Source organism: Arthrobacter sp. StoSoilB19 (assembly GCF_019977275.1).
Taxonomy (GTDB): Bacteria; Actinomycetota; Actinomycetes; order Actinomycetales; family Micrococcaceae; genus Arthrobacter.
The window spans coordinates 2,111,230-2,136,648 of record NZ_AP024650.1 but is presented as its reverse complement, the minus strand read 5'-3'; the positions used below and the strand labels follow the sequence as shown (position 1 = coordinate 2,136,648).

The window sequence follows — 25,419 nt, the reverse complement described above, 5'->3', positions numbered from 1 at the left end:
AACTTTACCGGCCGCCACGGGTTGAGCCCCCGGCCCGCGGGTATTGTGACGATATGAGTTTCAATGACAACGTGCAGCTTGATCCTTCCCAGGTCCAGGACCGTAGGGGCATGGGCACCGGCGTGAAAATCGGCGGCGGAATCGGCGGCGGCCTGGTGCTGCTCGTTGCGCTCCTGCTGGGAATCAACCCGAACATGCTCGGCGGGCTGGTGGACAACGGTGCCGGCGGACAGTCCCAGGGCACGGCACCGGCCTGCACCACCGGAGCGGACGCCGATGCCCGCCTGGACTGCCGGATCACCGGCACGGTGAACAGCCTCAATGCGTTCTGGCCCGGCTACCTGAAGCAGTACAACGTGCAGTACCCCCGCCCGGAGGCCGTGATCTTCAGCGGCGGCACCAACACCGGGTGCGGGGCCGCAACCTCCGAAGTAGGGCCCTTCTACTGCCCCACGGACACTACCGCCTACTTTGATCCCGGTTTCTTCCAGGAACTCGTGGACCGGTTCGGTTCCTCAGGCGGACCTCTGGCCCAGGAATACGTAGTGGCGCACGAGTTCGGCCACCACGTCCAGAACCTGCTGGGCGATCTGCAGCGGGCGCAGCAGGACCCGCAGGGACCGGAGTCCGGTTCCGTCCGTACGGAACTGCAGGCGGATTGCTATGCAGGCCTGTGGGCCAAGTACGCATCCACCACGCCGGACCCGTCCACCGGGCAGCCCTACCTGGAACCGCTCACCCAGCAGGACGTCAACGACGCGTTGTCGGCGGCCGCATCAGTGGGCGATGACCGGATCCAGAAGGCAGCCACCGGACGTGTCTCCCCCGAAGGCTGGACACACGGCTCCAGTGAGGAACGCCAGCGGTGGTTCAGCCGGGGCTACCAGACCGGCGACATCAAGCAGTGCGACACCTTCAGCGCCGCCAGCCTCTAACCTCGATGGAACGGGGTACGACGACGGCCGGTCACCTTTCGCGGGAATGGTGACCGGCCGTCGTCGTACTTTTTTCTAGATGTTGAAGCCGAGGGCCCTCATCTGGTCCTTGCCGTCATCGGTGATCCGCTCGGGACCCCAAGGCGGCATCCAGACCCAGTTGAGGCGCCAGTCGTCAACGACGCCGTCCAGGGCCTGGCCCACCTGCTCCTCGAGCACGTCGGTGAGCGGGCAGGCTGCGGTGGTGAGCGTCATGTCGATCAGGAGCGCACCGTCGTCATCGGAGTACTTCAGGCCGTACAGGAGGCCCAGGTCCACCACGTTGACGCCAAGCTCAGGGTCGATGACGTCCTTGAGCGCCTCTTCGACGTCCTCCAGGGCCGTGCGGCCCGGCTTGATTTCGGTCATGACAAGTCCTTACTAGGCCTGTGCTGCGGCGGCAGCCGCGATGGTGGCTGCGCCGGCGCCCTTGGCGTAACGGTCGTAGCCTTCTTCCTCGAGGCGGTCGGCCAGCTCGGGGCCGCCCTCCTCGACAACCTGTCCGTCCACGAACACGTGCACGAAGTCAGGCTTGATGTAGCGCAGGATGCGGGTGTAGTGCGTGATGAGCAGCGTGCCCATGTTTCCCTCGGAGTGCGCACGGTTGACGCCCTCGGACACAATTTTGAGCGCGTCCACGTCCAGGCCGGAGTCGGTCTCGTCCAGGACGGCGAACTTGGGCTTGAAGAGCTCCAGCTGCAGGATCTCCACGCGCTTCTTTTCGCCGCCGGAGAAGCCTTCGTTGACGTTGCGCTGGGCGAAGTCGGCGTCGATGCGCAGCTTCTCCATGGCGGCCTTGACGTCCTTGGTCCAGGTGCGCAGGGCAGGCGCCTGGCCGTCGATGGCGGTCTTGGCCGTGCGCAGGAAGTTGGTCATGGTGACGCCCGGAACCTCCACCGGGTACTGCATGGCCAGGAAGACGCCGGCGCGGGCGCGCTCGTCAACACTCATGGCCAGCACGTCTTCGCCGTCCAGCGTGATGGTGCCACGGGTGACGGTGTAGCGGGGGTGCCCTGCAATGGTGGACGCGAGGGTGGACTTGCCCGAGCCGTTGGGGCCCATGATGGCGTGCGTCTCGCCGGTCCTGATGGTCAGGCTGACGCCCTTCAGGATCTCCTTGGTGCCCTGTTCCGTCTCAATGCTGACGTGCAGGTCCTTGATCTCAAGAGTTGACATGCTCTTCTTTCTTTTCGCTCGTAAGTCTGGTGCTGCGGGCGCTCAGTAGTTGTCTACTGCTGCGCCGTTCAAAACGTTGGTGACGTCCACGTAGACGTCGTCCCCGTCGAGTTCGACGGCGAAGACCGGCACGGGATCGTAGGCGGGGAGCTGGAGCGGCTGGCCGCTGCGCAGGTCGAACTGGGAACCATGCCCCCAGCACTCGATGGCGCAACCTTCCACGTCGCCTTCGGACAGGGAAATGTCCGCGTGCGAGCAGGTGTCACCGATGGCGTGGATGTCCCCCATCGAGTCCCGGACCACGGCTACGGGGTAGCCGTCCACCAGGATGCGCAGCGCCTGCTTGACCTGGATGTCATTGGCGCTGCACACCAGCTCACCCTTGGGTTTGCCGCTCATACGTTCCTGCCTGCCTGTCTCTAGTAGTCGATTGCCGCGAGTTCGCGTTCCACGGCATCGGTCAGGCGCTCTTCGAGGGCCGGGACCTTGATCTGCTGGATGATCTCGTTCAGGAAGCCGCGGACCACCAGGCGGCGGGCAACATCCTCGGGGATGCCGCGGGCCATCAGGTAGAACAGGTGCTCGTCGTCGAACCGGCCGGTGGCGCTGGCGTGGCCGGCACCCTCGATCAGGCCGGTCTCGATCTCGAGGTTGGGCACGGAGTCCGCGCGGCAGCCGTCGGTCAGGACCAGGTTCTGGTTCTTCTCGTAGGAGTCGGTGCCCTCGGCCTGCTTCTGGATCAGCACGTCGCCAACCCAGACCGTGTGCGCACCCTTGCCCTGCAGCGCGCCCTTGTAGAGGACGTTGGACTTGCAGTTGGCCACGTTGTGGTCCACGAAGGAACGGTGCTCCAGGTGCTGGCCTGCATCGGCGTAGTAAAGGCCCAGGAGCTGTGTCTCGGCGCCTTCCCCGGCGAAGCGGACGTTGGAGTTCAGGCGCACGATCTTGCCGCCAAGAGTTACGGCAATGTGCTTGTACACGGCGTCCTTGGCAACCTCGGCGTCATGCTGTGCCAGGTGCTTGGCGTCGTCCCCCCAGAGCTGCAGGGAAACCACCGTGAGGTGGGCGCCTTCGCGAACCAGGACCTCAACGTTGCCGTTGTGGTCTGAGGTGCCGTCGTGCTCGATGATCACGACGGAGCGGCTGTTGACTCCGGCTTCGATCACCACGTGGGAGTTGGTCCGGCGGCCTGCGCCGTTGCCGGTCAGGACCAGGCGCACCGGCTCGTCCAACTCGGCGTTCGCCGGGATGGAGATGAGCTGGGCGTCGCCGGCGTTCGCGGAAGCCACGACGGCGGCACGGTCGGCGGGGACGAGGGTGGCGCCACGGGGGGCCTCACCTGCGCGGAGGGTCCGCTGGACCACGGCTGCAGGTGCCTCGACCGTGACGCCAAGGGCGCCGGCCTCCGACGGGGTATCGGACAGCAGGTTGGCCAGTTCACGCACCGGGGTGAAGCGCCATTCCTCTTCCCGGCCGTTGGGCAGGGCGAAATCGGCCACGTCATGGCTGGTGAGCCGCTCGGCGCGGGAGGCCATGACCTGTGTGCCGTGGCTGTGGTGGCGGTCCACCTTGGAGGCGACGAGGTGCTCGCCCTCCTCGGTGAAACCGGCGATCGACGGTGCGCCGACGCGCGCCTTTTCGGTAGTTGCTTCGGCAGTCATTAACCGACGGATCCTTCCATCTGGAGTTCGATGAGGCGGTTCAGCTCGAGGGCGTATTCCATGGGCAGTTCGCGGGCGATCGGCTCAATGAAGCCGCGCACGATCATGGCCATGGCCTCGTCCTCGGGCATGCCGCGGGACATGAGGTAGAACAGCTGTTCCTCGCTGACGCGGGAAACGGTGGCCTCGTGTCCCAGCTGGACATCGTCCTCGCGGATGTCGATGTACGGGTAGGTGTCAGACCGGGAAATGGTGTCCACCAGGAGGGCGTCGCAGCGCACGGTGTTGGCCGAGTGCTTGGCTCCTTCCCGGATCTGGACCAGGCCGCGGTAGGCGGCGCGGCCGCCACCACGGGCAACGGACTTGGAGATGATCGAGCTCTTGGTGTTCGGCGCAATGTGCACCATCTTGGAGCCGGTGTCCTGGTGCTGGCCTTCGCCGGCGAAGGCGATGGACAGGGTCTCGCCCTTGGCCCCTTCGCCTACGAGGTACACGGCCGGGTACTTCATGGTGACCTTGGAGCCGATGTTTCCATCGATCCATTCCATGGTGGCGCCTGCTTCGCAGATGGCACGTTTGGTCACCAGGTTGTAGACGTTGTTCGACCAGTTCTGGATGGTGGTGTACCGGACGCGGGCGCCCTTCTTGACGATGATCTCCACGACGGCGGAGTGCAGCGAGTCCGAGGTGTAGATCGGCGCTGTGCAGCCTTCGATGTAGTGGACGTAGGAGTCCTCGTCGGCGATGATCAGCGTGCGTTCGAACTGGCCCATGTTTTCCGTGTTGATGCGGAAGTAGGCCTGCAGGGGGATCTCCACGTGGACGCCCTTGGGGACGTACACGAACGAGCCGCCGGACCAGACGGAGGTGTTCAGCGAGGCGAACTTGTTGTCGCCTACCGGGATGACGGTGCCGAAGTACTCCTGGAAGATCTCCGGGTGTTCCTTCAGCGCGGTGTCGGTGTCCAGGAAGATGACACCCTGCCGCTCAAGGTCCTCCCGCAGCTGGTGGTAAACAACCTCAGACTCGTACTGGGCGGCAACACCCGAAACAAGGCGCTGCTTTTCGGCCTCGGGGATGCCCAGCTTGTCGTACGTGTTCTTGATGTCCTCGGGCAGGTCTTCCCAGGTGGCAGCCTGCTTCTCGGTGGAGCGCACGAAGTACTTGATGTTGTCGAAGTCGATGCCGGAGAGGTCCGCGCCCCAGGTGGGCATGGGCTTGCGATCGAAATACTTCAGGCCCTTCAGGCGCAGGTCGAGCATCCATTCCGGCTCGCTCTTCTTCGCCGAAATGTCCCGGACTACCTCTTCGTTGAGCCCACGGCGGGCGTTGGCGCCGACATCGTTCTTGTCAGCCCAGCCGTACTCGTAGTTGCCGATGCCGTGGAGCTCGGGATTCTTTTCCAGAATCTCCGAGATCACAGTGTTTTCGGCGACTGCTTTCTCTGATAGTTGGTCCGTCATCACGGCCTTTCTTGCTGATGGTTGATTACTTCGTCCAGGCTGGCGGGGGCTGCCGCCGGCACCGTGGCCGGTTTGGCAGGCAGCCTGCCTGTAGGAATATGTGTGGTGCAGACGTGGCCGCCGCGGGCCAGCGTGGAGAGGCGGCGGACGTCAACGCCCACCAGCCTTGAAAAGACTTCGGTCTCGACGTCGCAGAACACCGGGAAGCGGGCGGCGAGCTGCTGGATGGGGCAGTGGCCCTGGCAGAGCTGCACGCTGGAAAGCGCCGCGGGCAGCGGTGCCTTTGCCTCGATGGACGCAGCGGAGGCCACGAAGTTGTCGCGGGTCAGCGCCGCTGCGAGTGCGGTGGCGCGGTCCCGGATGTCCGGGCCGGCCTGCTCGATTTCGGGTGCGTAGCGCCGCTCCATGTCCGCAAAGCGCTCCTCGGCGAAGGCGCGCACCGCGTCCGGGCCTGCCATCTTTTGCAGCTGCTGGAGCGCAAGGGCGGCGATGTCCAGGTAGTCGTTGCCCAGGCTGGACTGGCCCTGTGAACTGAGGACGTAGCGGCGGGCCGGACGGCCGGCACCCGCGCCGGGCTTGGCCACCCGCTTGACCTCGATGACGCCCGCACGCGACAGGTGGTCCAGGTGGCGCCGGACGGCGGCCGGGGTGAATCCCAGCATGTCGCCCAGTTCGGCCGCGCTGACGGGCCCGTGCTCCAGGACGGCAGCGAGGACCCGGTCCCGGGTGCGCTCGTCGGCATCAGCCACAGGCCCGGGCGCAGGCACGGCAGTAGCGTTGGTCATGGAATACACAACACAATCATGTCGTAATTTAGTCCCGCACTCCAGTAAGGGCAGGCTGACCTATGCCAGGCAGCTGCACAGGCCCGGGGGACGGTGCTAAATACTACATCCCGTAGAATACTGTGGTGCGATCCCCCCAGTCCCCCGTTCTGTCCATCCATGGGCTCATCAAGGACGTCGGCCCCCTTTCCAGCCTGGACGGAAAGATGCTCAGGGTTGTCAGCGGCGTTTCACTCGTTGCCGAGCGCGGACAGGTAACCGCCCTCCTCGGCGCCAACGGTGCCGGAAAAACCACCACCCTCGAATGCGCCCAGGGCCTGCAAAAGCGCAGTGGCGGCACCATCTCGCTGCTGGGCCAGGACCCGGCGGCGGCAGGCGCTGACCTCCGGTCCCGCGTCGGCGTGATGCTGCAGGACGGCGGCCTCCCGCCGTCGGCCCGGCCCCTGCCGCTGCTGCGGCACATCGCCGGGCTGTACGCCCGCCCGTGGCCGCTGGAAGACCTGGTGGGCAGGCTGGGCATCGACTCCTTCAGCCGGACCAGCGTGCGCAGGCTGTCCGGCGGCCAGAAACAGCGCCTGGCACTCGCCGCCGCCCTGGTGGGCAGGCCCGAAGTATTGTTCCTGGACGAGCCCAGCGCCGGACTGGACCCGCAGTCCCGGCAGCTGGTGTTCGACCTGATCGCCGAGTTGCGTGACAGTGGGATGGGGATCATCCTCACCACCCACCTGATGGACGACGCCCAGCGCCTGGCGGACTACGTGTACATCATCGACGGCGGCCGCAACGTTGCCGAAGGGACCGTGCAGGAACTGCTGCAGCGCAGCCCCGTTGCGGACCAGGACGGCGGGCACATCCGGACGCTGGCGTTCGAAGCCCCGCCCGGGCTGGACCTGGCAGCCGCTTTGCCGGATGACGTGGACGTTTCCGAACCCCGTGCCGGCAGCTACACCATCACCGGCGCCCTGACGCCCCGGCACCTCTCCGCCCTGGCCCGGTGGTGGGAGGCGAAGGGAATCATGCCCGCCTCAATGAGCCTTCAGGCGCGTAGCCTTGAAGACGTCTTTTTGGATATCTCGGGAAAGGACATCCGATGAGCACCGCAGCAATGCAGGAGGCCCAGCAGCCGGCGCCCCTGCTGCGCCGGGTCCTGCTGCAGGGCAAGTACGAGGCACTGACAATGCTGCGGAACGGCGAGCAGCTGATCCTGGCAGTGGTGCTGCCGCTGCTGGCACTTGTGGGCCTGACGGTCACCCCGTTCCTGGACGGAATGGGATCCAGCCGCATCAACGTGGCCGTTCCCGGAATCCTGGCCCTGTGTGCGATGTCCACGGCCTTCACCGGCCAGGGCATCGCCACCGGCTTCGACCGCCGCTACGGCGTACTCCGGTTCCTGTCCACCACCCCCTTGGGCCGCGGCGGCCTGATTGCCGGCAAAGTCCTGTCGGTCCTGGCCGTTCTGTGCCTCCAGGTGGTGGTGGTTGGCGTGGTTGCCCTGGCCCTGGGATGGCAGCCGACGGCGGCGGGCTGGCTCCCGGGGCTGGCGCTGCTCGCGCTGGGCGCGGCGGCTTTCACCGCGCTGGGGCTGCTGGTGGCCGGGACAGTCCGGCCGGAAGCCACGCTGGCCATCACCAACCTGCTGTGGATCCTCCTCGGCGCCATGGGCGGCATCGTCATCCCCGCGGGGCGACTGCCTGCCGCCGCGCAGGCAGTCGTGCACTTCCTGCCCTCCGGCGCCCTGGGCGAATCGATGCGGGCCGCCTTCCTGGACGGGGCCGTGAACGGCGGCGCCGCCCTCATCCTGCTGCTCTGGACGGTCATCGCCGGCGCCGCAGCCATCCGTTGGTTCAAGTGGAATTGAGATAACCGTGTCCACGGCTTCACGCCTCCCCCAGCTCGCCGGCCGCCTGGCCTCGCGGCTCCCACGCACCGTGGACGTCCGCATCCGCCGCCTCGCCGTCGCCTCCCTGATCGGCCAGACGCTTCTGGTGGTCACCGGCGGCGCCGTCCGCCTCACCGCATCGGGCCTTGGCTGCCCCACCTGGCCCCGCTGCACCTCCGACTCCCTGGTAAACACTCCGGAGATGGGCATCCATGGCTTCATCGAGTTCGGCAACCGGCTCCTGACGTTCGCGCTGGCCGCCGTCGCCGCCCTGATGCTGGTGTACCTGTGGAACCTCCGGAAGGAGCGCAAGGACCTCTTCCTCCTGGCACTGGGCCTGCTGGCCAGCATCCCCGCCCAGGCCGTGATCGGCGGCGTCACCGTGCTGACCAACCTCAACCCGTGGGTGGTGGGCCTGCACTTCCTGGTCTCCATGGCGCTGGTGGTCTTCGCCACCCTGCTGGTCAACCGTGCCTTCGGGCGGACCGGCCGCTTCCTTGCCACCCGGCCCGCCGCCCTGCCCGCACCCCTGCGCCCGGTGACGGCCGCCGTCGCGCTTTTCTCCGCCGTCGCCGTGATGCTCGGTGTGGTGGTCACCGGGGCCGGCCCGCATGCCGGTGACGCCGATGCTCCCCGCAACGACCTGGACTGGGATTTGTTCTCCCACATCCATGCCGTGCCCGCGTACCTGGTGACTGCCGGGACTGTAGTGGCCCTGGTCCTGGTCATCAGGCGCCGCATTACGGGCCCCTTCCGGACGGCCGTCCTGGCCCTCCTGGGCGTCACCGTGCTCCAGGCGGTGATCGGGTTTACGCAGTACTACAACGGTATTCCGGCGCTGCTGGTAGCGGCCCACATGCTCGGCGCGGCCCTGCTGATGGCGGCATCGACCAACGCCTGGGACATCGCCCGTTCCAGTGCCGTGGACTCATCCAGGGCAGCGAAGTAGGCGCCCGCCCACCCGTACAGCGCGCAGGCGCCCCGGCCCGGGATGGGGCCGGGGCGCCTGCGTTTACCGCCTTTGTATGTTTCGCCGCCTTGCAGGCGTCCCGGGAAATTACCGTTCAGCGAAGGCGTTGATCCGAAGCCCGGACCCGCCGGCCGGGTCAAGGTTCCGGATCCCCGTGGCGGTGATCTGCAGGACCTGCGCGGTGGCAATGTCGTAGAAGAGGCCCGTTGCCTGCACCTTTCCCTCCACCAGCGCCGGGCCCGTCACCGGGTGGTCCTGCAGCTTGGCCAGTTGCACGGCCACGTTGACCATCGCCAGTTGGTCCACCCGGGCGTAACCCGCCGCCGCCGCCTGCCGGCCCACCGGATGCCCTTCCAGCAGCTCCGTGTAGCTGGGCCGGGCGTGGTCCAGCCACTGTCCGAATGCCGGACCAAGCGAACTGTTGTCTTCGCCGCCGGCCTCTGCGAGCAGCGCCTTCATGGCGCCGCAGTTGGAGTGCCCGCAGATGGCGACCGACTGCACTCCCAGGCCGTTGACGGCAAAGGACAGGGCAGAATCCGTTGAGGCGTCCTGGCCATTGCCGCACACCACGTTGCCGATGTTCCGCAGCGTGAGCAGGTCCCCCGGGCCGCTGCTGGTGATCAGGTTCGGATTGACGCGCGAATCGATGCAGCCCACGAACAGGCTGTCCGGGTTCTGTCCTTCCGTCAGGTCATGCACCAGCGGACGGACCTGGTGCGCAAACCGGCGGTGGTATTTGTTGACGCCCTGCAACAACGGCTCCTTCCTTGGCGGAAGGGGCAACTCGGTGGCTTCCTCGCGCCGGGGAGCCTGGTGGGCGGCGTCCCGGAACACCGTGTTGCCGTGCTCCTCAAGGTTCACCGTGCCGCCGGCGGCCTGGTGCTGGAGCTGCCAGGCCAACAGGGCTTCCCGGAAGGAATGGTCAACATAGTCGGCGTTGAGCTCCACCACCACGTCCGCGCCGGCGGGCACCGACTGCAGGACGCCGTTGAGCTTTGGCAGCGCGAAGAAGCTGCATGATCCCGCGATGGTCACCCGCCAGGGCGACGGCGGTGCGGCGGGACGGTGCGCCTGGATGGGGGCCCGCAGAACACGCCACAGCACACTGGCAGCGGCGAGGGCCAGGCCGATCATGACTCCTTCCAACAAGTTCAGGAACACCACGCAGATGAGGGTAACCGCGTAAATGGTGAGGTCTCCCGTGCGCAGGCTGGTCCGGATGTCCGCCACCTTGATCAGCCGCGCGCCGATAACCACCAGCAGGCCGGCCAGGACGGCCAGCGGGATCAGCTGGATCAACCCGGCAAAGAGGGCAGAGAAAGCCAGAACCCAGACACCGTGCAGCACTGCGGATGTCCGGGAAGCCGCTCCCGCTTCCACATTCGTGGCGCTGCGGACAATGACGCCCGTCACGGGCAGGCCGCCCAGGGACCCGGAAACGATGTTTGCGGTGCCCTGCCCGATGAGCTCCCTGTTCAGGTTGGTCCGCGGACCGGTCTGCATCTTGTCCACGGCCACGGCCGACAGGAGGGACTCGATGCTGGCGATGAGGGCCATGGTCAAGATGGCAAAAGCGAACGCGCGCCAGTTGCTGTCCGGAAGCTGCGGCAGGGCGATGGCATCGAAAATGGAGCCATCAAGGGAGATGCGCTCAACACCGGGGGCAAAGGCCACGGCCAGTGCGGTTCCTGCCGCGACGGCGGCCAAGGGGCCCGGAACACGCCGGACCGTGGCGGGCAGGAACTTCCAGCACAGCAGGATTGCCACGACGGCCAGTCCCAGCAGGGCCGCGTGCAGTTCCAGGTTGGTGATGGCTGCCGGCAGTGCCGCAAGGTTCTCGAGGGCCGAGCCTGCCGGCCGGGATCCGAGAAGCACGTGGACCTGCTGCAGGATGATGGTGACACCGATGCCGGCGAGCATGGCTTTGACCACCACCGGTGAGACGGCCAGGGCGGCCCGGCCCACGCGACTGATGCCCAGCAGGAGCTGCACGGCGCCCGCGGCCGCGGTGATGGCGCAGGTCACCTGCCATCCGAACTCCTGGACCAGCCCGGCCACGACGACGGTCAGCCCGGCCGCGGGTCCGCTCACCTGCAGCGGTGAGCCGCCCAGGCTTCCGGCCACGATCCCGCCCACGGCTGCAGCGATGAGGCCTGCCATGACGGGGGCTCCCGACGCGGCTGCGATGCCGAGCGAGAGCGGGAGGGCCACGAGGAACACCACCAGGGATGCGGGTACGTCGGCGCCCAAATGGGCAGCAAACGGCGGGCGGCGGAAGGTGAAGCGGCCACGGCTTCCCCGGCCTCCCGGCGGGCTGTGGCTGGGGGCGGGAATTGTGGAGGGACGGACTTCCATGGATTTTTCCTTTGATCGAGGGAAGGGTCCACCCCACCGTAAGCAGCTGGTCATGATGGATGACACTTAAAGTGACCGATATGACAAAAATGTCATATCGGTTTCGATTCCGTGCACGCGCAGCCTGCGCGGGTTAACGCAAACGGCGGCCCCCACCACTCAGGTGGGGGCCGCCGATGGGCTTGGGCCGGGGATGTGCGTCGGCGATCTGCGCCCCGGGGCCTAGCCGGCCATGATTGCATGCCCGACGAACGGGTCCACCGCCAGCGCGATGAACAACAGCGTCAGGTAGCTGATGGAGCCATGGAAGACCTTCATGGCGCGCTTGTCCGGGATGTCCTCGCTGTGGGCGCGCGAATACAGGGCATGGGATTCATAGAGGAACCACGCGCCGGCCAGGACTGCGGTTACGGTGTAGACCCAACCGGCCCCACCCGCAGGAATCATTAGCAGGGAGCAGGCCACCATGGCCCAGGCGTACAGGACCACCTGGACGGACACCACCTTGGCGCCGGCGATGGCACCGAGCATGGGGACGTTGGCGTTCCGGTAGTCCTCGCCGTAACGCATGGACAGGGGCCAGTAGTGTGGCGGGGTCCACAGGAAGATCACCATGAACAGGACGACCGCCGGCCACTCAACAGAGTTGGTGACGGCAGCCCACGCGATCAGTACCGGGAAGCAGCCTGCTGCACCGCCCCAGACAATGTTCTGCGCCGTGCGCCGCTTGAGGATCATGGTGTAGATGACCACGTAGAAGAAGATGGCACCCAGCCCCAGCCAGGCGGAAAGCGGATTGGCTCCGAACCAGAGGATCACGATCGAGGCGGCACCCAGCAGCCAGGAAAAGACCAGCGCCTCGCGCGGGGTGACTTCACCGGTGACCAGCGGCCTGTTCTCCGTGCGGTGCATCAGCTTGTCGATGTCGCGGTCGATGTAACAGTTGAAGGCCCCGGCGCTGCCCGCAGCGAAGGCACCGCCCACCAGCGTGGCGAGGATCAGTCCGATGGATGGGAAGCCCCGCTGGGCGTAAATCATGGTGGGCAGGGTGCTGACCAGCAGCAGTTCGATCACGCGCGGCTTGGTGAGGGCGAGATACGCCTTGGCCTTACGGGCAAACCCGGCGCCGGAGGCCCGGGATGCGTTCAGCGGCGTATCTGTTGTGCTCACGGTGGCAGTCACCCGTTCTGTGTGGCAGTTGAGGCTGGCAGTGCAGCTCCGGTCGTGCGGCCCGGACCCGGGCACGGCAAGAAGGGAGGAAATGCTTCAGGTGCGTGCAACAGTCGGGAAACCCCGGACGGCGATAGGGATGCACGCCCGGCGTTGGCCTCCGAATATCATACCGCGCCGCGGGCGCTGTCCCTGCCCCGCCATATGCGCAGATGATTGCTCACGGGCCCATTCGAGCAGATTAACTCAACCCTTCGTGACGGTGATTCACAAAAGGGGAAATTGCGTCCAAAACGTGAGATTTGGGCCGCCCGCAGAATGGATAAGAGCTAAGCTGTCAACAGATCAGCACGCAGCAAGAAAGCGGTGGAAAACGCATTCCCGCTGCTGTCCGTGACTGAATGCAAGGATCAACGTTTCGATGGTGAACGGCTGGTACACACCGCAGCAGGCGCCACGCAGTGCGCCCTTAAACGGAACCGGTGTACAGCCGCCATCAGCACAGAGAGGGGCCCGGTTTTCGTGCCACATTTGGAAGAGCAAGAACTGTCATGGACCAGCTTGGACCAGCGCGCCGTGGACACCATCCGCGTCCTGGCCGCCGATGCCGTAGAGAAGGTGGGCAACGGCCACCCCGGAACCGCCATGAGCCTGGCCCCCGCCGCTTACCTTCTTTTCCAGAAGCTGATGCGCCATGACCCGCGCGATCCGCAGTGGCTGGGCCGCGACCGGTTCGTCCTGTCCCCCGGCCACACCTCGCTGACCCTTTACATCCAGCTGTTCCTCTCCGGCTACGGCCTGGAACTGAAGGACCTGGAGGCGCTTCGCACGTGGGGTTCGCTGACCCCGGGACACCCGGAGTACAAGCACACCGCCGGCGTGGAGATCACTACCGGACCGCTGGGCCAGGGCCTGGCCTCCTCGGTTGGCTTCGCCTACTCCCAGCGCCGCCAGCGCGGCCTGTTCGATGCTGATGCCCCCGCCGGCGAATCGCCGTTCGACCACACCATCTGGGTCATTGCGTCCGACGGCGACCTCCAGGAAGGCGTCACGGCCGAGGCTTCCTCGCTCGCCGGCCACCAGGAACTCGGCAATCTCGTGGTCATCTACGACGAGAACCACATCTCCATCGAGGACGATACCGACATCGCCTTCACCGAAGATGTCCTGAAGCGCTATGAAGCCTACGGCTGGCACACCCAGCGGGTGGACTGGACCAAGACGGGCGAATACAAGGAAGATGTGCAGGAGCTGTACTCGGCCCTGCTCGCAGCGAAGGCTGAGACCTCCAAGCCCTCCATCATCTCCCTGCGCACCATCATCGGCTACCCGGCGCCCAAGAAGCAGAACACCGGCAAGATCCACGGCTCCGCCCTCGGCGCCGAGGAAGTCGCAGCGCTGAAGGAAGTCCTGGGCTTCGACCCGTCCAAGTCCTTCGATGTGGACCAGGAAGTCCTGGCCCACGCCCGCTCCGTAGTGGACCGTGGCGCCGCCGCCCGCAAGGAATGGGAAGAGTCCTTCAATGCCTGGCAGGCAGCCAACCCTGAAGGCGCGGCCCTGCTGCAGCGCATCGAGGCCAGGGAACTTCCCGAAGGCGTGGACGCTGCCCTTCCGGTCTTCCCGGCAGGCAAGGACGTTTCCACCCGCGCAGCATCGGGCAAGGTACTGAACGCGCTGGGCCCGGTACTGCCCGAACTCTGGGGCGGCTCCGCCGACCTCGCCGAGTCCAACAACACCACCATCGAGGGCTCGCCGTCCTTCGTGCCTGCCTCCAAGCAGACCGGTGCCTGGTCCGGCAACCCCTACGGCCGCGTGCTGCACTTCGGCATCCGCGAGCACGCTGCTGCCTCGATCGTGAACGGCATCAGCCTGGCGGGCAACACCCGCGCCTTCTCCGGCACCTTCCTGATCTTCAGCGACTACCAGCGCCCCGCCATCCGGCTCGGCGCGCTCATGGGTGTTCCGTCGCTGTACGTCTGGACCCACGACTCCATCGGCCTGGGCGAAGACGGCCCCACCCACCAGCCGGTGGAACAGCTCGCCTCGCTGCGTGCCATCGTTGGCCTGGACGTGGTCCGCCCCGGCGACGCCAACGAAGTGGCAGCTGCGTGGAAGACCATGCTCGAAAACCACAGCAACCCTGCCGGCATCGTCCTGACCCGCCAGAACATCCCCACCTGGGAGCGTGGCGCGGGCGACGCCGACGGCGACACGTTCGCTTCCACCGCAGGTGTTGCAAAGGGCGGCTACGTCCTGGCCGAGGCCTCGAAGGACGGCGCCACGGTTCCGGCCGACGTGATCCTGATCGGCACCGGCTCCGAGGTCCAGTTGGCCGTCCAGGCCCGCGAAGCCCTCCAGGCCGAAGGCATCGCAGCCCGGGTTGTCTCCATGCCGTGTGTCGAGTGGTTCAAGAAGCAGGACGCCGCCTACCGCGAATCCGTCCTGCCCGCCGCCGTCAAGGCACGCGTTTCGGTGGAAGCAGGACTGGCCCTGGGCTGGCGGGAATTCGTCGGCGACGCCGGCCGTTCCGTGAGCCTTGAACACTACGGCGCTTCCGCGGACTACAAGCGCCTCTTCCAGGAGTTCGGCATCACGGCAGAAGCAGTGGCTGCCGCAGCCAAGGACTCCATCTCCAGCCTCCAGGCCTGAAACCCTCATCTTTTAGGAGATACAAGAAATGACTACTCCCACCCAGCAGCTCTCCGACGCCGGAGTCTCCATCTGGCTCGACGACCTTTCCCGCGGACGCCTGCAGACCGGCACCCTCCGCAAGCTCATTGAAGAGAAGAACGTGGTCGGCGTGACCACCAACCCGTCCATCTTCCACGCAGCCATCACGTCCGGCACGGACTACGACCACATCATTGCCGGCAAGGCCGCAGAAGGCGCCAGCGTGGAAGACACGATCTTCGAGATCACCACCACCGACGTTGCTGATGCCTGCGACCTGTTTGCACCCGTGGCTGCTGCCACCAAGGGCGTTGACGGACGCGTCTCCATCGAAGTCGACCCGCGCCTTGCCTGGGACACCGCAGGGACCATCGCCGAGGCCAAGCACCTCTCGCAGCGAGTCAACAAGGACAACGTCCTGATCAAGATCCCGGCAACCATCGAGGGCCTTGAAGCCATCACGGCAACACTGGCCGAGGGCATCAGCGTCAACGTGACCCTTATCTTCTCGCTGGAGCGGTACCGCGCGGTCATCAATGCATTCCAGTCCGGCCTGGAACAGGCCAAAGAGAACGGCCACGACCTTTCGAAGATCCACTCCGTTGCCTCGTTCTTCGTCTCCCGCGTGGACACGGAAATCGACAAGCGCCTCGACAAGATCGGCACCGACGAGGCAAAAGCCCTCAAGGGCAAGGCCGGCGTGGCCAACGCCCGCCTGGCCTACCAGGTCTACGAAGAGCTCTTCGCCACCGAACGGTGGGCGCTGCTGGCCGACGCCGGGGCTCTCCCCCAGCGCCCCCTGTGGGCTTCCACCGGTGTGAAGGATCCTGCTTACCCGGACACCCTCTACGTCACCGAACTCGTGGCCCGCGGCGTGGTGAACACCATGCCGGAAAAGACGCTGGATGCCACCTTCGACCACGGCGTGGTTACCGGTGACACCATCACCGGCACCTACGCCGAAGCAAACGCAACCCTCGACGCCCTTGAAAAGCTCGGGGTCTCCTACAACGACGTCGTGGCACTCCTTGAAACCGAAGGCCTGGACAAGTTCGTGGCCAGCTGGAAGGAACTGCTGGCCGACGTCGAAGGTGCCCTGGCCTCTGCACGGAAGGCTTCCTAACACCTATGAGCACTCTCAGCTTCGACGCCACCGGCGCTGCCCAGCACGCGCTTGAACAGCACCTTCCCGCCCTGGTGGAGGACCGGGTCGCCACGCGGATCTTCGCCAAGGACCACACCCTGTGGGGTCCCGACGCCGAATCGGAGTCGGCAATCCGCCTTGGGTGGGTGGAGGCGGCAACAGTCTCACAGCCTTTGGTCAAGGACATCCTGGAACTCCGCGACGCCCTGCGCGCGGAGGGAGTGAGCAGGATCGTGCTCTGCGGCATGGGCGGATCCTCGCTGGCCCCTGAGGTCATCGCTGGCACCGCCGGCGTCGAGCTGACAGTGCTGGACAGCACGGACCCGGACCAGGTCCGGGCTGCCCTGGCGGACCGGCTGGGCCAGACCGCAATCGTGGTCTCGTCCAAGTCCGGCTCCACCCTGGAGACCGACTCGCAGCGCCGGATTTTCGAGCAGGCCTTCACCGAGGCCGGCGTGGACGCCAAGAGCCGGATCATCATCGTGACGGACCCGGGATCGCCGCTGGACAAGGCCTCCCGCGAAGCCGGCTACCGCGCCGTCTTCAACGCCGACCCCAACGTGGGCGGCCGCTACTCCGCGCTGACAGCGTTCGGCCTGGTTCCTTCCGGCCTGGCAGGCGTGGACATCCAGGCATTCCTGGACGAAGCCGAGGAAGCTGCCGAGATCCTCAACGACGACGCCCCTGAAAACATCGGGTTGGCACTGGGCGCCGCGCTGGGCGGAACCAGCCCGCTGCGGAACAAGGTCGTCATCGCCGAGGACGGCTCCGGCATCGTTGGCTTCGCGGACTGGGCTGAGCAGCTCATCGCCGAGTCTACGGGCAAGCTGGGAACCGGGATCCTGCCGGTCGTCGCGGGGCCGCAGGCCCCGGAGGTAACCTCCGGTGCCCCCGACGTCCTGGTGGTGCGGCTCGTCGCCGCGGATGCCGACGTCGAACCCGGTGACAACCAGGTGGCCATTGCCGGCGGCCTTGCCACCCAGATGATGGTGTGGGAGTTCGCCACCGCCGTTGCCGGGCGCCTGCTGGGGATCAACCCCTTCGACCAGCCCGACGTTGAGGCCGCCAAGGTGGCAGCGCGTGGGCTGCTGGACGCCCAGCCGGAGCCCACGCCTGCGGCATTCGTCGACGGCGCCATTGAGGTGCGCGGCGGGGACTGGCTCGGAAACGCCGCCACGGCGGAGGGCGCCGTCAAGGCCCTGCTGGGCACCCTGGCCGCGGACAGCTACGTGAGCGTCCAGGCGTACTTCGACCGGCTGGCGTTCGCCGGGCTGGAGGGTATCCGGGACGAACTTGCCGCCGCGACCGGCCGTCCGGTGACGTTCGGCTGGGGTCCGCGCTTCCTGCACTCCACCGGCCAGTTCCACAAGGGCGGTCCCGCCATTGGCGTGTTCCTCCAGGTCACCGCCACCCCCGCCGAGGATCTGGGGATCCCGGACCGGCCCTTCAGCTTTGGCGAACTCATCGCCGCACAGGCAGCAGGCGACGCCCAGGTCCTGGGTGGGCACGGACGTCCCGTGCTCCGCCTCCACCTCACCGACCGTGCCGCCGGCGTGGCGCAGCTGCAGGACATCGTCGCTGCCCTGTCCACCCGCGCATCCGCTACCGAAAGCTAAGGCGCAGAAGCAACCATGCCAGAAACTGAATACGGCAGGAAGGGCGCGGGCCGCGGGCGTAATCCGTTGCGCGATCCGCGTGACCGCCGTTTGAACCGGATTGCCGGTCCGTCGTCGTTGGTACTCTTTGGGGTCACGGGTGATTTGGCCCGGAAGAAGCTCATGCCTGCGGTGTATGACCTTGCCAACCGCGGGCTGTTGCCGCCGAGTTTCGCGCTGGTGGGTTTTGCCCGCCGGGAGTGGGACAAGGAAGATTTCGCCGCCGAGGTGAAGGCCTCGGTGCAGGCCCATGCGCGGACGCCGTTCGATGAGGCCGTGTGGAACCAGTTGTCCGAGGGCATCCGGTTTGTCCAGGGCGAGTTCGACGACGACGCGGCCTTTGAGCGCCTTGGTGAGACCATCAAGGAACTCGACGACGTCCGGGGCACCCGGGGGAACCACGCGTTCTACTTGTCGATCCCGCCCAAGGCGTTCGAGCAGGTCTGCCGGCAGCTCTCCAAGCACGGCCTGGCGCAGGCCGAGGGGGACAAATGGCGGCGCGTGGTGATCGAAAAGCCGTTCGGTCACGACCTGCAGTCGGCCAGGCAGTTGAACGACATCGTCGAATCGGTGTTCCCGCCGGACGCGGTGTTCCGGATTGACCATTACCTGGGCAAGGAAACGGTGCAGAACATCCTGGCGCTGCGTTTCGCGAACCAGTTGTTCGAGCCGTTGTGGAACGCCAACTACGTGGACCATGTCCAGATCACCATGGCCGAGGACATCGGCACCGGCGGCCGGGCAGGATATTACGACGGCGTGGGCGCGGCCCGCGACGTGATCCAGAACCACCTGCTGCAGCTGCTCGCTTTGACGGCGATGGAGGAGCCGATCTCCTTCAACGCCGATGACCTGCGGGCAGAGAAGGAAAAAGTCCTCGCCGCGGTCAAGCTCCCGGACGACCTGTCCACGCACTCGGCCCGCGGGCAGTTCACCGGCGGCTGGCAGGGCGGCGAGCAGGTCCAGGGCTACCTGGAGGAAGAAGGCATCCCCGCCGATTCCACCACCGAAACCTACGCCGCTGTCCGGGTGGACATCCACACCCGCCGCTGGTCCGGAGTGCCGTTCTACCTGCGGGCCGGCAAGCGCCTGGGCCGGCGCGTGACCGAAATCGCGGTGGTCTTCAAGCGCGCCCCGAACCTGTTGTTCCGTGACCACGGGGAGGATGACTTCGGGCAGAACGCCGTGGTGATCCGGGTCCAGCCCGATGAGGGCGTGACCATCCGGTTCGGTTCCAAGGTCCCGGGCACGCAAATGGAAGTCCGCGACGTGACCATGGACTTCGGCTACGGGCACTCGTTCACGGAGTCCTCGCCGGAGGCGTACGAGCGGCTGATCCTGGACGTGCTTCTGGGTGAGCCGCCGCTGTTCCCGAGGCATGAGGAAGTGGAGCTGTCCTGGAAGATCCTTGACCCGTTCGAGGAATACTGGGCGTCCCTGAGTGAGCAGCCCGAACCCTACGCCCCCGGTTCCTGGGGCCCCGCCTCGGCCGATGAGCTGCTGGCCCGTGACGGACGAACCTGGAGAAGGCCATGATCGTTAACCTGCCCGACACCACCACCTCAAAGGTGTCCAAGAAACTCATGGCCCTGCGCGAGCAGGGCGGCGTGATCGCGCTGGGCCGGGTCCTGACCCTGGTGGTCGTGACCAAGTCCGGACTCGAGGAAGAAGCGATCGAGGCCGCGAACGACGCCAGCCGGGAACACCCCTGCCGGATCATCGTCCTCGCCGACGCCGGGAAGGACGCTGAAGACCGGCTCGACGCGCAGATCCGGGTGGGCGGGGACGCCGGCGCCTCGGAAGTGATCGTGCTGCGCGGCTACGGCCAACTGGCCCACGAGTCCGAGTCCCTGGTGGCCGCGCTGCTGCTCCCGGACGCCCCAATCGTGGCCTGGTGGCCGCACGGCGCCCCCGCGAACGCGTGCGAGACCTCCATCGGCGCGATCGCGCACCGCAGGATCACCGACTCCGCGAACGAACCCGACCCCCAGGCCGCACTGGAACGGATCCACCGCACCTACAAGGCCGGCGACACCGACCTCGCCTGGACCCGGCTGACCAACTGGCGGATCCAGCTCGCGGCAGCCCTGGACGAAGTGGACTCCTCACCGGTCACGGCCGTCGCGGTCGAAGGCGCCTCGGACTCACCCTCCACCATCCTGCTGGCAGCCTGGCTCACCCTGACCCTGGACGCACCCGTGACCATCGTCGCGGACCCGGCAGGGACCGGCATCCGCCGCGTCCGCCTCAGCCGCCCCGGCGGCGACGTCCAGCTGTTCCGCCCCGGACTTTCCGTCGCCGAACTCACCCAACCCGGCCAACCCGCCCAACGGATCTCCCTCCCACGCCGCAGCCTCCGCGACTGCCTCGCCGAAGAACTCCGCCGCCTCGACCCGGACGAAGTCTTCGGGGAAGTGATTACTATGGGACTGCCACGTACCAATCTAAGGAGCGTCCGACCCAGTGAGCGTTGACCCACGAGTAAGCATCCATCCAGATTCGTCCGTCCTCATGGCCGCCATCGCGGCCCGCCTGATCACCAAGCTCGTTGATGTGCAGGACAAGTACGGCGAAGCCACCGTGGTGCTCACCGGGGGAACCGTGGGGATCGGCACGCTGAAGGCGGTTGCGGACTCACCGGCAGCGCCCGCCGTCGACTGGTCCAAGGTCAACTTTTGGTGGGGCGACGAACGATTCGTCGGGTCTGCCGATCCTGAGCGGAATACCAGGCAGGCGTTCGACGCACTGCTGTCCCACATCCCCGTCGATCCGGACCGGGTGCACTCCCCTGGTTCTTCGGATGAGTTCGGCACTCCGGAGGAAGCCGCCGAGGACTACGCCCGCCAGCTGCGGGAAGCCGCAGCAGACGAACACGCGGCCGACATGTCCGACGACCGGCCGGAGGAGCCGTCGTTGCTCCCCCGGCTGGACGTGGTGCTGCTCGGCGTGGGGCCCGACGCACACATCGCATCGCTGTTTCCGGAACAGGCCGGCATCCGCGAAAAGGAGCGCACGGTGGTGGGTGTCAGGAACGCCCCCAAGCCGCCGCCGCTGCGGATCTCGCTGACCCTTCCCGCCATCAATACGGCGGCGGAGGTTTGGATGGTTGTGGCCGGTGAGGACAAGGCAGGAGCTGTAGGGCTGGCGCTGGCCGGGGCGAACCCTGTGCAGGTACCGGCGTCCGGCCCCCGTGGAACGTCCCGTACCCTGTGGTTGATTGACGAGAATGCAGCCTCACGTGTCCCGCAGCAGTTGGTCCGGAAGGACGCCGCGGGCGCGTAGCTTTTCCAGCGCTCCGGCCAGGACGTCTTCGGCGTCCTGGGCGGAGCGCCGTTCTTTAACGTATTCCAGATGGCTCTTGTAGCCGTCGTCGAAAGGGTCGTCAGCAGCCGCGGCCCGTCCGTCCCTGGTGGCGGGTCCACCACAACGCCTGCAGTCCCACGTCGCGGGAATCTGGTCCTCGGGCATCTTCAGGAACACGGGCTGCGTCTCATGCCCCCTGGCACACCAATAGGACACCCGGATACGGGGAAGAGGGCGCGGGGACGAGTCGTTGGACTGCAGGCTCGACCCGGACCCTGCAGTAACCCCGGCGCGGGTGCCCCGGAAGCCTGATGACGGATGGACCATTACGACTCCTGCCTCGAAGCGGACGCCGGGGACCTGCAGCTTAAACAAGACTGTGGCCGCCGGGTGAACCGACAGCCACAGTCTAATTGGCAGGCCTACCGGGCGGCAGGGCCTAAAGGACCTTGTACAGCAGGGGTCAGGAATCCCCGGTCCCGCTGAACCGCATGATCAGGCCAAGGGCGATGATCACCACGCCCCACGTCACGCCCAGGATGATGGTGAAGCGGTTGAGGTTCCGTTCTGCCACGCCTGAAGAGCTGAGGCCCGAGCTCATGCCGCCGCCGAACATGTCGGACAACCCGCCGCCGCGTCCCTTGTGCAGGAGGATCAGCAGCGTCAGCAGGAGGCTGGTGATGCCCAGGAGGATCTGCAGAATGACATGAAGAACGTCCACGACGGCCTTTCAGAAGTTGGGATTACGGGAGTTTTCGCTGGCTGGGGACTAGTCCGCGACCAGGTGGCTCTCGAACCTGACAATATTAGCAAACTCGGCGGGGTCGAGGCTTGCGCCTCCCACCAGCAGGCCGTCCACGTCGCGTTCCTGCAGGATCGCTGCCGCGTTGTTGGCCTTTACCGAACCGCCGTAGAGAAGGCGGGTCTTGCCGGCTGTCCCGGCACCGAACAGCGATTCCAGCTCGGCGCGGATGGCGGCGCACATTTCCTGTGCGTCCTCCGGTCCTGCCACTTCACCGGTGCCGATGGCCCAGACGGGCTCGTAGGCCACCACCAGTTCGGCGGCCTGTTCGGCCGTCAGGCCGGACACTCCGGCACGGAGCTGCTGCAGCGTGTGGTCGACGTGGGTTCCGGCCTGGCGGATCTCAAGGCCTTCGCCGACGCAGAGGACCGGGGTGACCCCGTGCCTGAAGGCGGCCTTGACCTTGGCGTTGAGGACGTCATCGGATTCGTTGTGGATGGTGCGGCGTTCGCTATGGCCCACCAGGACGTACTTGCAGCCGAGCTTGTTCAGGAACTGCCCGGAAATGTCGCCGGTGTAGGCTCCTGAATCGAACTGGGACAGGTCCTGGCCGCCGTAGGCGACCTGCAGGTCGTCGCCCTGGACCAGGGTCTGGACACCGCGGAGGTCCGTGAACGGCGGGAAGACGGCCACCTCGACGCGGCTGTAGTCGTGCTTGGCGTCGGAGAGGGTCCAGGCCAGCTTCTGCAGGAGCGTGATGCCCTGGACGTGGTCCATGTTCATTTTCCAGTTGCCCGCGATGAAGGGCTTGCGGTCGAAAGCGCCGTTCGTTGACGTAGTCACGTAATCTCCAAAAAGTTCTTGATATGTGTGCGGCCGGCAGGCTGCCGCGGGCAACCTGCCGGCCGGAGGACTGCGAAGTCCGTTTACTGCTGGGAAAGCAGCGGTGGTTCTACCGGCCTGGCCCTACCGGTCCAGGACGCTGAGGCCGGGGAGTTCCTTGCCTTCAAGGTATTCCAGGCTGGCGCCGCCGCCAGTGGAAATGTGTCCGAACTGGTCATCACTGAAACCCAGCGTGCGCACAGCGGCAGCGGAGTCCCCTCCGCCCACCACGGTGAACCCGCCGGTTTCGGTGAGGGCCTGGGCGATTGCACGGGTGCCGGCCGAGAATGCCTCGAATTCGAAGACACCCATGGGGCCGTTCCAAAAGACTGTCCGCGCGCCCTTGATCCGTTCGGAGAAGGCAGCCGCTGTATCCGGCCCAATGTCCAGGCCGATGCCCTGGGCGCCGAAGCTGCTGCCTTCAATGGCGTCGGCTGCCACGGTCTCGTGCCTGGCGTCGGCGGCGAACTTCTCTGCCACCACAACGTCCGTGGGGACAACGAATTCCGTGCCGGCATCGGCCGCGCGCTTCAGGTAGTCCTGGACGACGGTGATCTGGTCCTCCTCAAGGAGGCTGGAGCCAACCTTGTGGCCTGCTGCCGCCAGGAACGTGAAGAGCATGCCGCCGCCCACCAGGATGGTGTCAGCCTTGCCGATCAGGTTGTCGATGACCGCGAGCTTGTCCGAGACCTTGGAGCCGCCGAGCACCACCACATAGGGGCGCTGGGTGTCGGTGGTCAGCTTTCGGAGGACTTCCACTTCGGCGTGCACCAGGTCGCCCTGGTATGACGGAAGCCGGGTGGCGACGTCATAGACACTGGCATGCTTGCGGTGGACGGCGCCGAAGGCGTCATCCACGTAGGCGCCGTTGCCGCCGGTGAGCGCCACGAGCTCATCCGCGAAGGCTCCGCGTTCAGCGTCGTCCTTGCTGGTTTCGCGGGCGTCGAAGCGGACGTTCTCAAGGACCAGCGCTTCACCGTCCTGCAGCGACGCGGCGGCTGCCTTGGCGGCATCGCCGACGGTGTCGGCTGCAAGGGTGACCTTGAAGCCTGCCAGTTCGGCGAGGCGGTCCACTGCGGGGCGGAGGGAGTACTTGTCTTCCGGGGCGCCCTTGGGGCGTCCGAGGTGGGCTGTTACCAGCACGCGGGCACCGGCGTCCGTGAGCTTTTGCAGCACTGGCAGGGAGGCCTTGATACGGCCATCATCAGTGACTGTAGAGCCGTCGAGCGGCACATTCAGGTCACTTCGAACCAGAATGTACCGCCCGCGGACACCTTCAGCGATCAGTTCGTTGAGGGTGTGAGATGTCATGTGTCTAACCCTAGCCCAGCTTGGATGCGACGAGCTCCGTAAGGTCTACGAGGCGGTTGGAGTAGCCCCATTCGTTGTCATACCAGGAAACAACCTTGACCTGGTTGCCGATGACCTTGGTCAGGCCGGAGTCGAAGATGGAGGATGCGGGGTCGCCGACGATGTCGGAGGACACGATGGGCTCGTCCGTGTAGGTCAGGAAGCCCTGCAGTTCCTCGGATTCGGCGGCGCGCTTGAGGGCTGCGTTGACTTCCTCCACGGTGGTCTCGCGGGAGACGGTGACGGTGAGGTCGGTGGCCGAGCCGGTGGGCACGGGAACGCGGATGGCGTAGCCGTCCAGCTTGCCCTTCAGCTCAGGCAGGACCAGGCCGATGGCCTTGGCGGCGCCGGTGGAAGTGGGGACCATGTTGATGGCGGCAGCGCGGGCGCGGCGCAGGTCCTTGTGCGGGCCGTCCTGCAGGTTCTGGTCTGCGGTGTAGGCGTGGACGGTGGTCATCAGGCCGCGTTCGATGCCGAATTCGTCGTTGACCACCTTGGCCAGCGGGCCGAGGCAGTTGGTGGTGCAGGAGGCGTTGGAGATGATGTGGTGCGTGGCGTTGTCGTACAGGTTGTGGTTCACGCCCATCACGATGGTGATGTCCTCGTCCGAGGCGGGAGCGGAGATCAGGACCTTCTTGGCGCCGGCATCGATGTGCTTCCGGGCATCGGCGGCCTTGGTGAAGAAGCCGGTGGACTCGATGACGATGTCCACTCCCAGTTCGCCCCAGGGGAGGTTGGCGGGGTCGCGCTCAGCCAGTACCTTGACGACGTTGCCGTTGACGACGATGTTGCCGTCCTTGACCTCAATGGTTTCCTTCAGGCGGCCGCCCACGGAGTCGTACTTGAACAGGTGGGCCAGGGCTTCGGGGCTGGTGAGGTCGTTGACTGCAACGATCTCCAGGTCGGCGCCCTGTGCCAGGGCTGCGCGGAAGTAGTTGCGGCCAATACGGCCAAAGCCGTTGATACCAATACGGGTCGTCACTTTTTCAGTCTCCTTGGTGCTTTCAGAAGCACAACTAGTTGAGCGGGCTATCAAGCCAACTAACAGATCCCGCACGCCATTGGGCAGAGATGATTTACAAACGGAGGGCGACCAGCCTCATTGCTGAAGGCTAACCGCCTTCCGTGACCTATCTTACGTTTAACTGGGTCCGCCCCCGCAAGTGCGGGGGCGGACGGTCCACATTGCGGGTGGTTTAAGTCCGAATGTGAAGTTTGTTACAGCAGGGTATGGTACCGC

23 protein-coding genes are annotated in these 25,419 nt (G+C 66.1%); 10 read left to right on the top strand and 13 right to left on the bottom strand.

Features of this window, described 5'->3' with window-relative positions; all coding sequences use genetic code 11:
- Positions 1 to 53 precede the first annotated feature (53 nt).
- The gene (locus LDO86_RS09745; RefSeq protein WP_026266205.1) at positions 54 to 935 is read left to right on the top strand and encodes a neutral zinc metallopeptidase; all 882 of its coding nucleotides are present in this window, start codon (positions 54 to 56) and stop codon (positions 933 to 935) included.
- Between the two features lie 75 nt (positions 936 to 1,010).
- On the opposite strand, the gene LDO86_RS09740 is transcribed toward LDO86_RS09745, so the two are convergent.
- From LDO86_RS09740 to LDO86_RS09715, 6 genes are read right to left on the bottom strand one after another with little or no spacing between them, the layout of a single operon-like run.
- Positions 1,011 to 1,343 (bottom strand): metal-sulfur cluster assembly factor, encoded by a 333-nt coding sequence (locus LDO86_RS09740; RefSeq protein ID WP_018761278.1) that lies wholly within the window; start codon positions 1,341 to 1,343, stop codon positions 1,011 to 1,013.
- 12 nt (positions 1,344 to 1,355) lie between these two features.
- Complete coding sequence (gene sufC / locus LDO86_RS09735; protein ID WP_018772108.1) at positions 1,356 to 2,150, bottom strand: Fe-S cluster assembly ATPase SufC; 795 nt, start codon at positions 2,148 to 2,150, stop codon at positions 1,356 to 1,358.
- A gap of 42 nt (positions 2,151 to 2,192) precedes the next feature.
- Positions 2,193 to 2,549 (bottom strand): non-heme iron oxygenase ferredoxin subunit, encoded by a 357-nt coding sequence (locus LDO86_RS09730; protein WP_018772109.1) that lies wholly within the window; start codon positions 2,547 to 2,549, stop codon positions 2,193 to 2,195.
- Between the two features lie 20 nt (positions 2,550 to 2,569).
- Complete coding sequence (sufD, locus tag LDO86_RS09725) at positions 2,570 to 3,811, bottom strand: Fe-S cluster assembly protein SufD (protein ID WP_018772110.1); 1,242 nt, start codon at positions 3,809 to 3,811, stop codon at positions 2,570 to 2,572.
- Positions 3,811 to 5,274: a Fe-S cluster assembly protein SufB gene (sufB, locus tag LDO86_RS09720; protein WP_018772111.1), complete on the bottom strand. Its 1,464-nt coding sequence runs from the start codon at positions 5,272 to 5,274 to the stop codon at positions 3,811 to 3,813. Before sufB ends, sufD begins: the two co-directional genes overlap by 1 nt.
- A complete protein-coding gene (locus LDO86_RS09715; RefSeq protein ID WP_134165355.1) occupies positions 5,274 to 6,059 on the bottom strand; it encodes a helix-turn-helix domain-containing protein in 786 nt (261 codons plus the stop codon). Before LDO86_RS09715 ends, sufB begins: the two co-directional genes overlap by 1 nt.
- A 125-nt stretch (positions 6,060 to 6,184) precedes the next feature.
- Between LDO86_RS09715 and LDO86_RS09710 the strand changes: the two genes are divergently transcribed.
- The 3 genes from LDO86_RS09710 to LDO86_RS09700 are packed head-to-tail and all read left to right on the top strand — an operon-like array spanning position 6,185 to position 8,887.
- A complete protein-coding gene (locus tag LDO86_RS09710; protein WP_018772113.1) occupies positions 6,185 to 7,153 on the top strand; it encodes an ABC transporter ATP-binding protein in 969 nt (322 codons plus the stop codon).
- Positions 7,150 to 7,917 (top strand): ABC transporter permease, encoded by a 768-nt coding sequence (locus tag LDO86_RS09705; RefSeq protein WP_018772114.1) that lies wholly within the window; start codon positions 7,150 to 7,152, stop codon positions 7,915 to 7,917. Before LDO86_RS09710 ends, LDO86_RS09705 begins: the two co-directional genes overlap by 4 nt.
- A 7-nt stretch (positions 7,918 to 7,924) precedes the next feature.
- A complete protein-coding gene (locus tag LDO86_RS09700) occupies positions 7,925 to 8,887 on the top strand; it encodes a COX15/CtaA family protein (protein WP_018772115.1) in 963 nt (320 codons plus the stop codon).
- Positions 8,888 to 8,995: 108 nt separating this feature from the next.
- On the opposite strand, the gene LDO86_RS09695 is transcribed toward LDO86_RS09700, so the two are convergent.
- Both LDO86_RS09695 and LDO86_RS09690 read right to left on the bottom strand, forming a co-directional pair.
- Positions 8,996 to 11,263 (bottom strand): bifunctional SulP family inorganic anion transporter/carbonic anhydrase, encoded by a 2,268-nt coding sequence (locus tag LDO86_RS09695; RefSeq protein WP_018772116.1) that lies wholly within the window; start codon positions 11,261 to 11,263, stop codon positions 8,996 to 8,998.
- A 222-nt stretch (positions 11,264 to 11,485) separates the two neighbouring features.
- Entirely contained in the window at positions 11,486 to 12,445 is a 960-nt protein-coding gene (locus tag LDO86_RS09690; protein WP_018772117.1) for a heme o synthase, read from the bottom strand.
- A gap of 519 nt (positions 12,446 to 12,964) precedes the next feature.
- On the opposite strand from LDO86_RS09690, the gene tkt reads away from it, so the two are divergent.
- The 6 genes from tkt to pgl are packed head-to-tail and all read left to right on the top strand — an operon-like array spanning position 12,965 to position 21,184.
- A complete protein-coding gene (gene tkt, locus LDO86_RS09685; protein ID WP_026266206.1) occupies positions 12,965 to 15,082 on the top strand; it encodes a transketolase in 2,118 nt (705 codons plus the stop codon).
- Between the two features lie 28 nt (positions 15,083 to 15,110).
- Positions 15,111 to 16,226: a transaldolase gene (gene tal, locus LDO86_RS09680; protein ID WP_018772119.1), complete on the top strand. Its 1,116-nt coding sequence runs from the start codon at positions 15,111 to 15,113 to the stop codon at positions 16,224 to 16,226.
- A gap of 5 nt (positions 16,227 to 16,231) precedes the next feature.
- Positions 16,232 to 17,863, top strand: coding sequence for a glucose-6-phosphate isomerase (locus LDO86_RS09675; protein ID WP_224084457.1), 1,632 nt, complete (start codon positions 16,232 to 16,234; stop codon positions 17,861 to 17,863).
- 15 nt (positions 17,864 to 17,878) lie between these two features.
- A complete protein-coding gene (gene zwf, locus LDO86_RS09670; protein ID WP_026266207.1) occupies positions 17,879 to 19,438 on the top strand; it encodes a glucose-6-phosphate dehydrogenase in 1,560 nt (519 codons plus the stop codon).
- Positions 19,435 to 20,376, top strand: a complete 942-nt coding sequence (locus tag LDO86_RS09665; RefSeq protein ID WP_134165361.1) for a glucose-6-phosphate dehydrogenase assembly protein OpcA — start codon at positions 19,435 to 19,437, stop codon at positions 20,374 to 20,376. Before zwf ends, LDO86_RS09665 begins: the two co-directional genes overlap by 4 nt.
- A 37-nt stretch (positions 20,377 to 20,413) precedes the next feature.
- The gene (gene pgl, locus LDO86_RS09660; protein ID WP_018771974.1) at positions 20,414 to 21,184 is read left to right on the top strand and encodes a 6-phosphogluconolactonase; all 771 of its coding nucleotides are present in this window, start codon (positions 20,414 to 20,416) and stop codon (positions 21,182 to 21,184) included.
- On the opposite strand, the gene LDO86_RS09655 is transcribed toward pgl, so the two are convergent.
- The 5 genes from LDO86_RS09655 to gap form a co-directional block, all read right to left on the bottom strand.
- Positions 21,137 to 21,532, bottom strand: a complete 396-nt coding sequence (locus LDO86_RS09655) for an RNA polymerase-binding protein RbpA (RefSeq protein ID WP_026266190.1) — start codon at positions 21,530 to 21,532, stop codon at positions 21,137 to 21,139. The genes pgl and LDO86_RS09655 overlap by 48 nt on opposite strands.
- A gap of 136 nt (positions 21,533 to 21,668) precedes the next feature.
- Positions 21,669 to 21,926: a preprotein translocase subunit SecG gene (secG, locus tag LDO86_RS09650; protein ID WP_018771976.1), complete on the bottom strand. Its 258-nt coding sequence runs from the start codon at positions 21,924 to 21,926 to the stop codon at positions 21,669 to 21,671.
- 48 nt (positions 21,927 to 21,974) lie between these two features.
- A complete protein-coding gene (gene tpiA, locus LDO86_RS09645) occupies positions 21,975 to 22,790 on the bottom strand; it encodes a triose-phosphate isomerase (RefSeq protein ID WP_018771977.1) in 816 nt (271 codons plus the stop codon).
- Between the two features lie 123 nt (positions 22,791 to 22,913).
- Positions 22,914 to 24,140, bottom strand: coding sequence for a phosphoglycerate kinase (locus LDO86_RS09640; protein WP_026266191.1), 1,227 nt, complete (start codon positions 24,138 to 24,140; stop codon positions 22,914 to 22,916).
- A 10-nt stretch (positions 24,141 to 24,150) separates the two neighbouring features.
- A complete protein-coding gene (gene gap, locus LDO86_RS09635; RefSeq protein WP_018771979.1) occupies positions 24,151 to 25,161 on the bottom strand; it encodes a type I glyceraldehyde-3-phosphate dehydrogenase in 1,011 nt (336 codons plus the stop codon).
- Positions 25,162 to 25,419 lie beyond the last annotated feature (258 nt).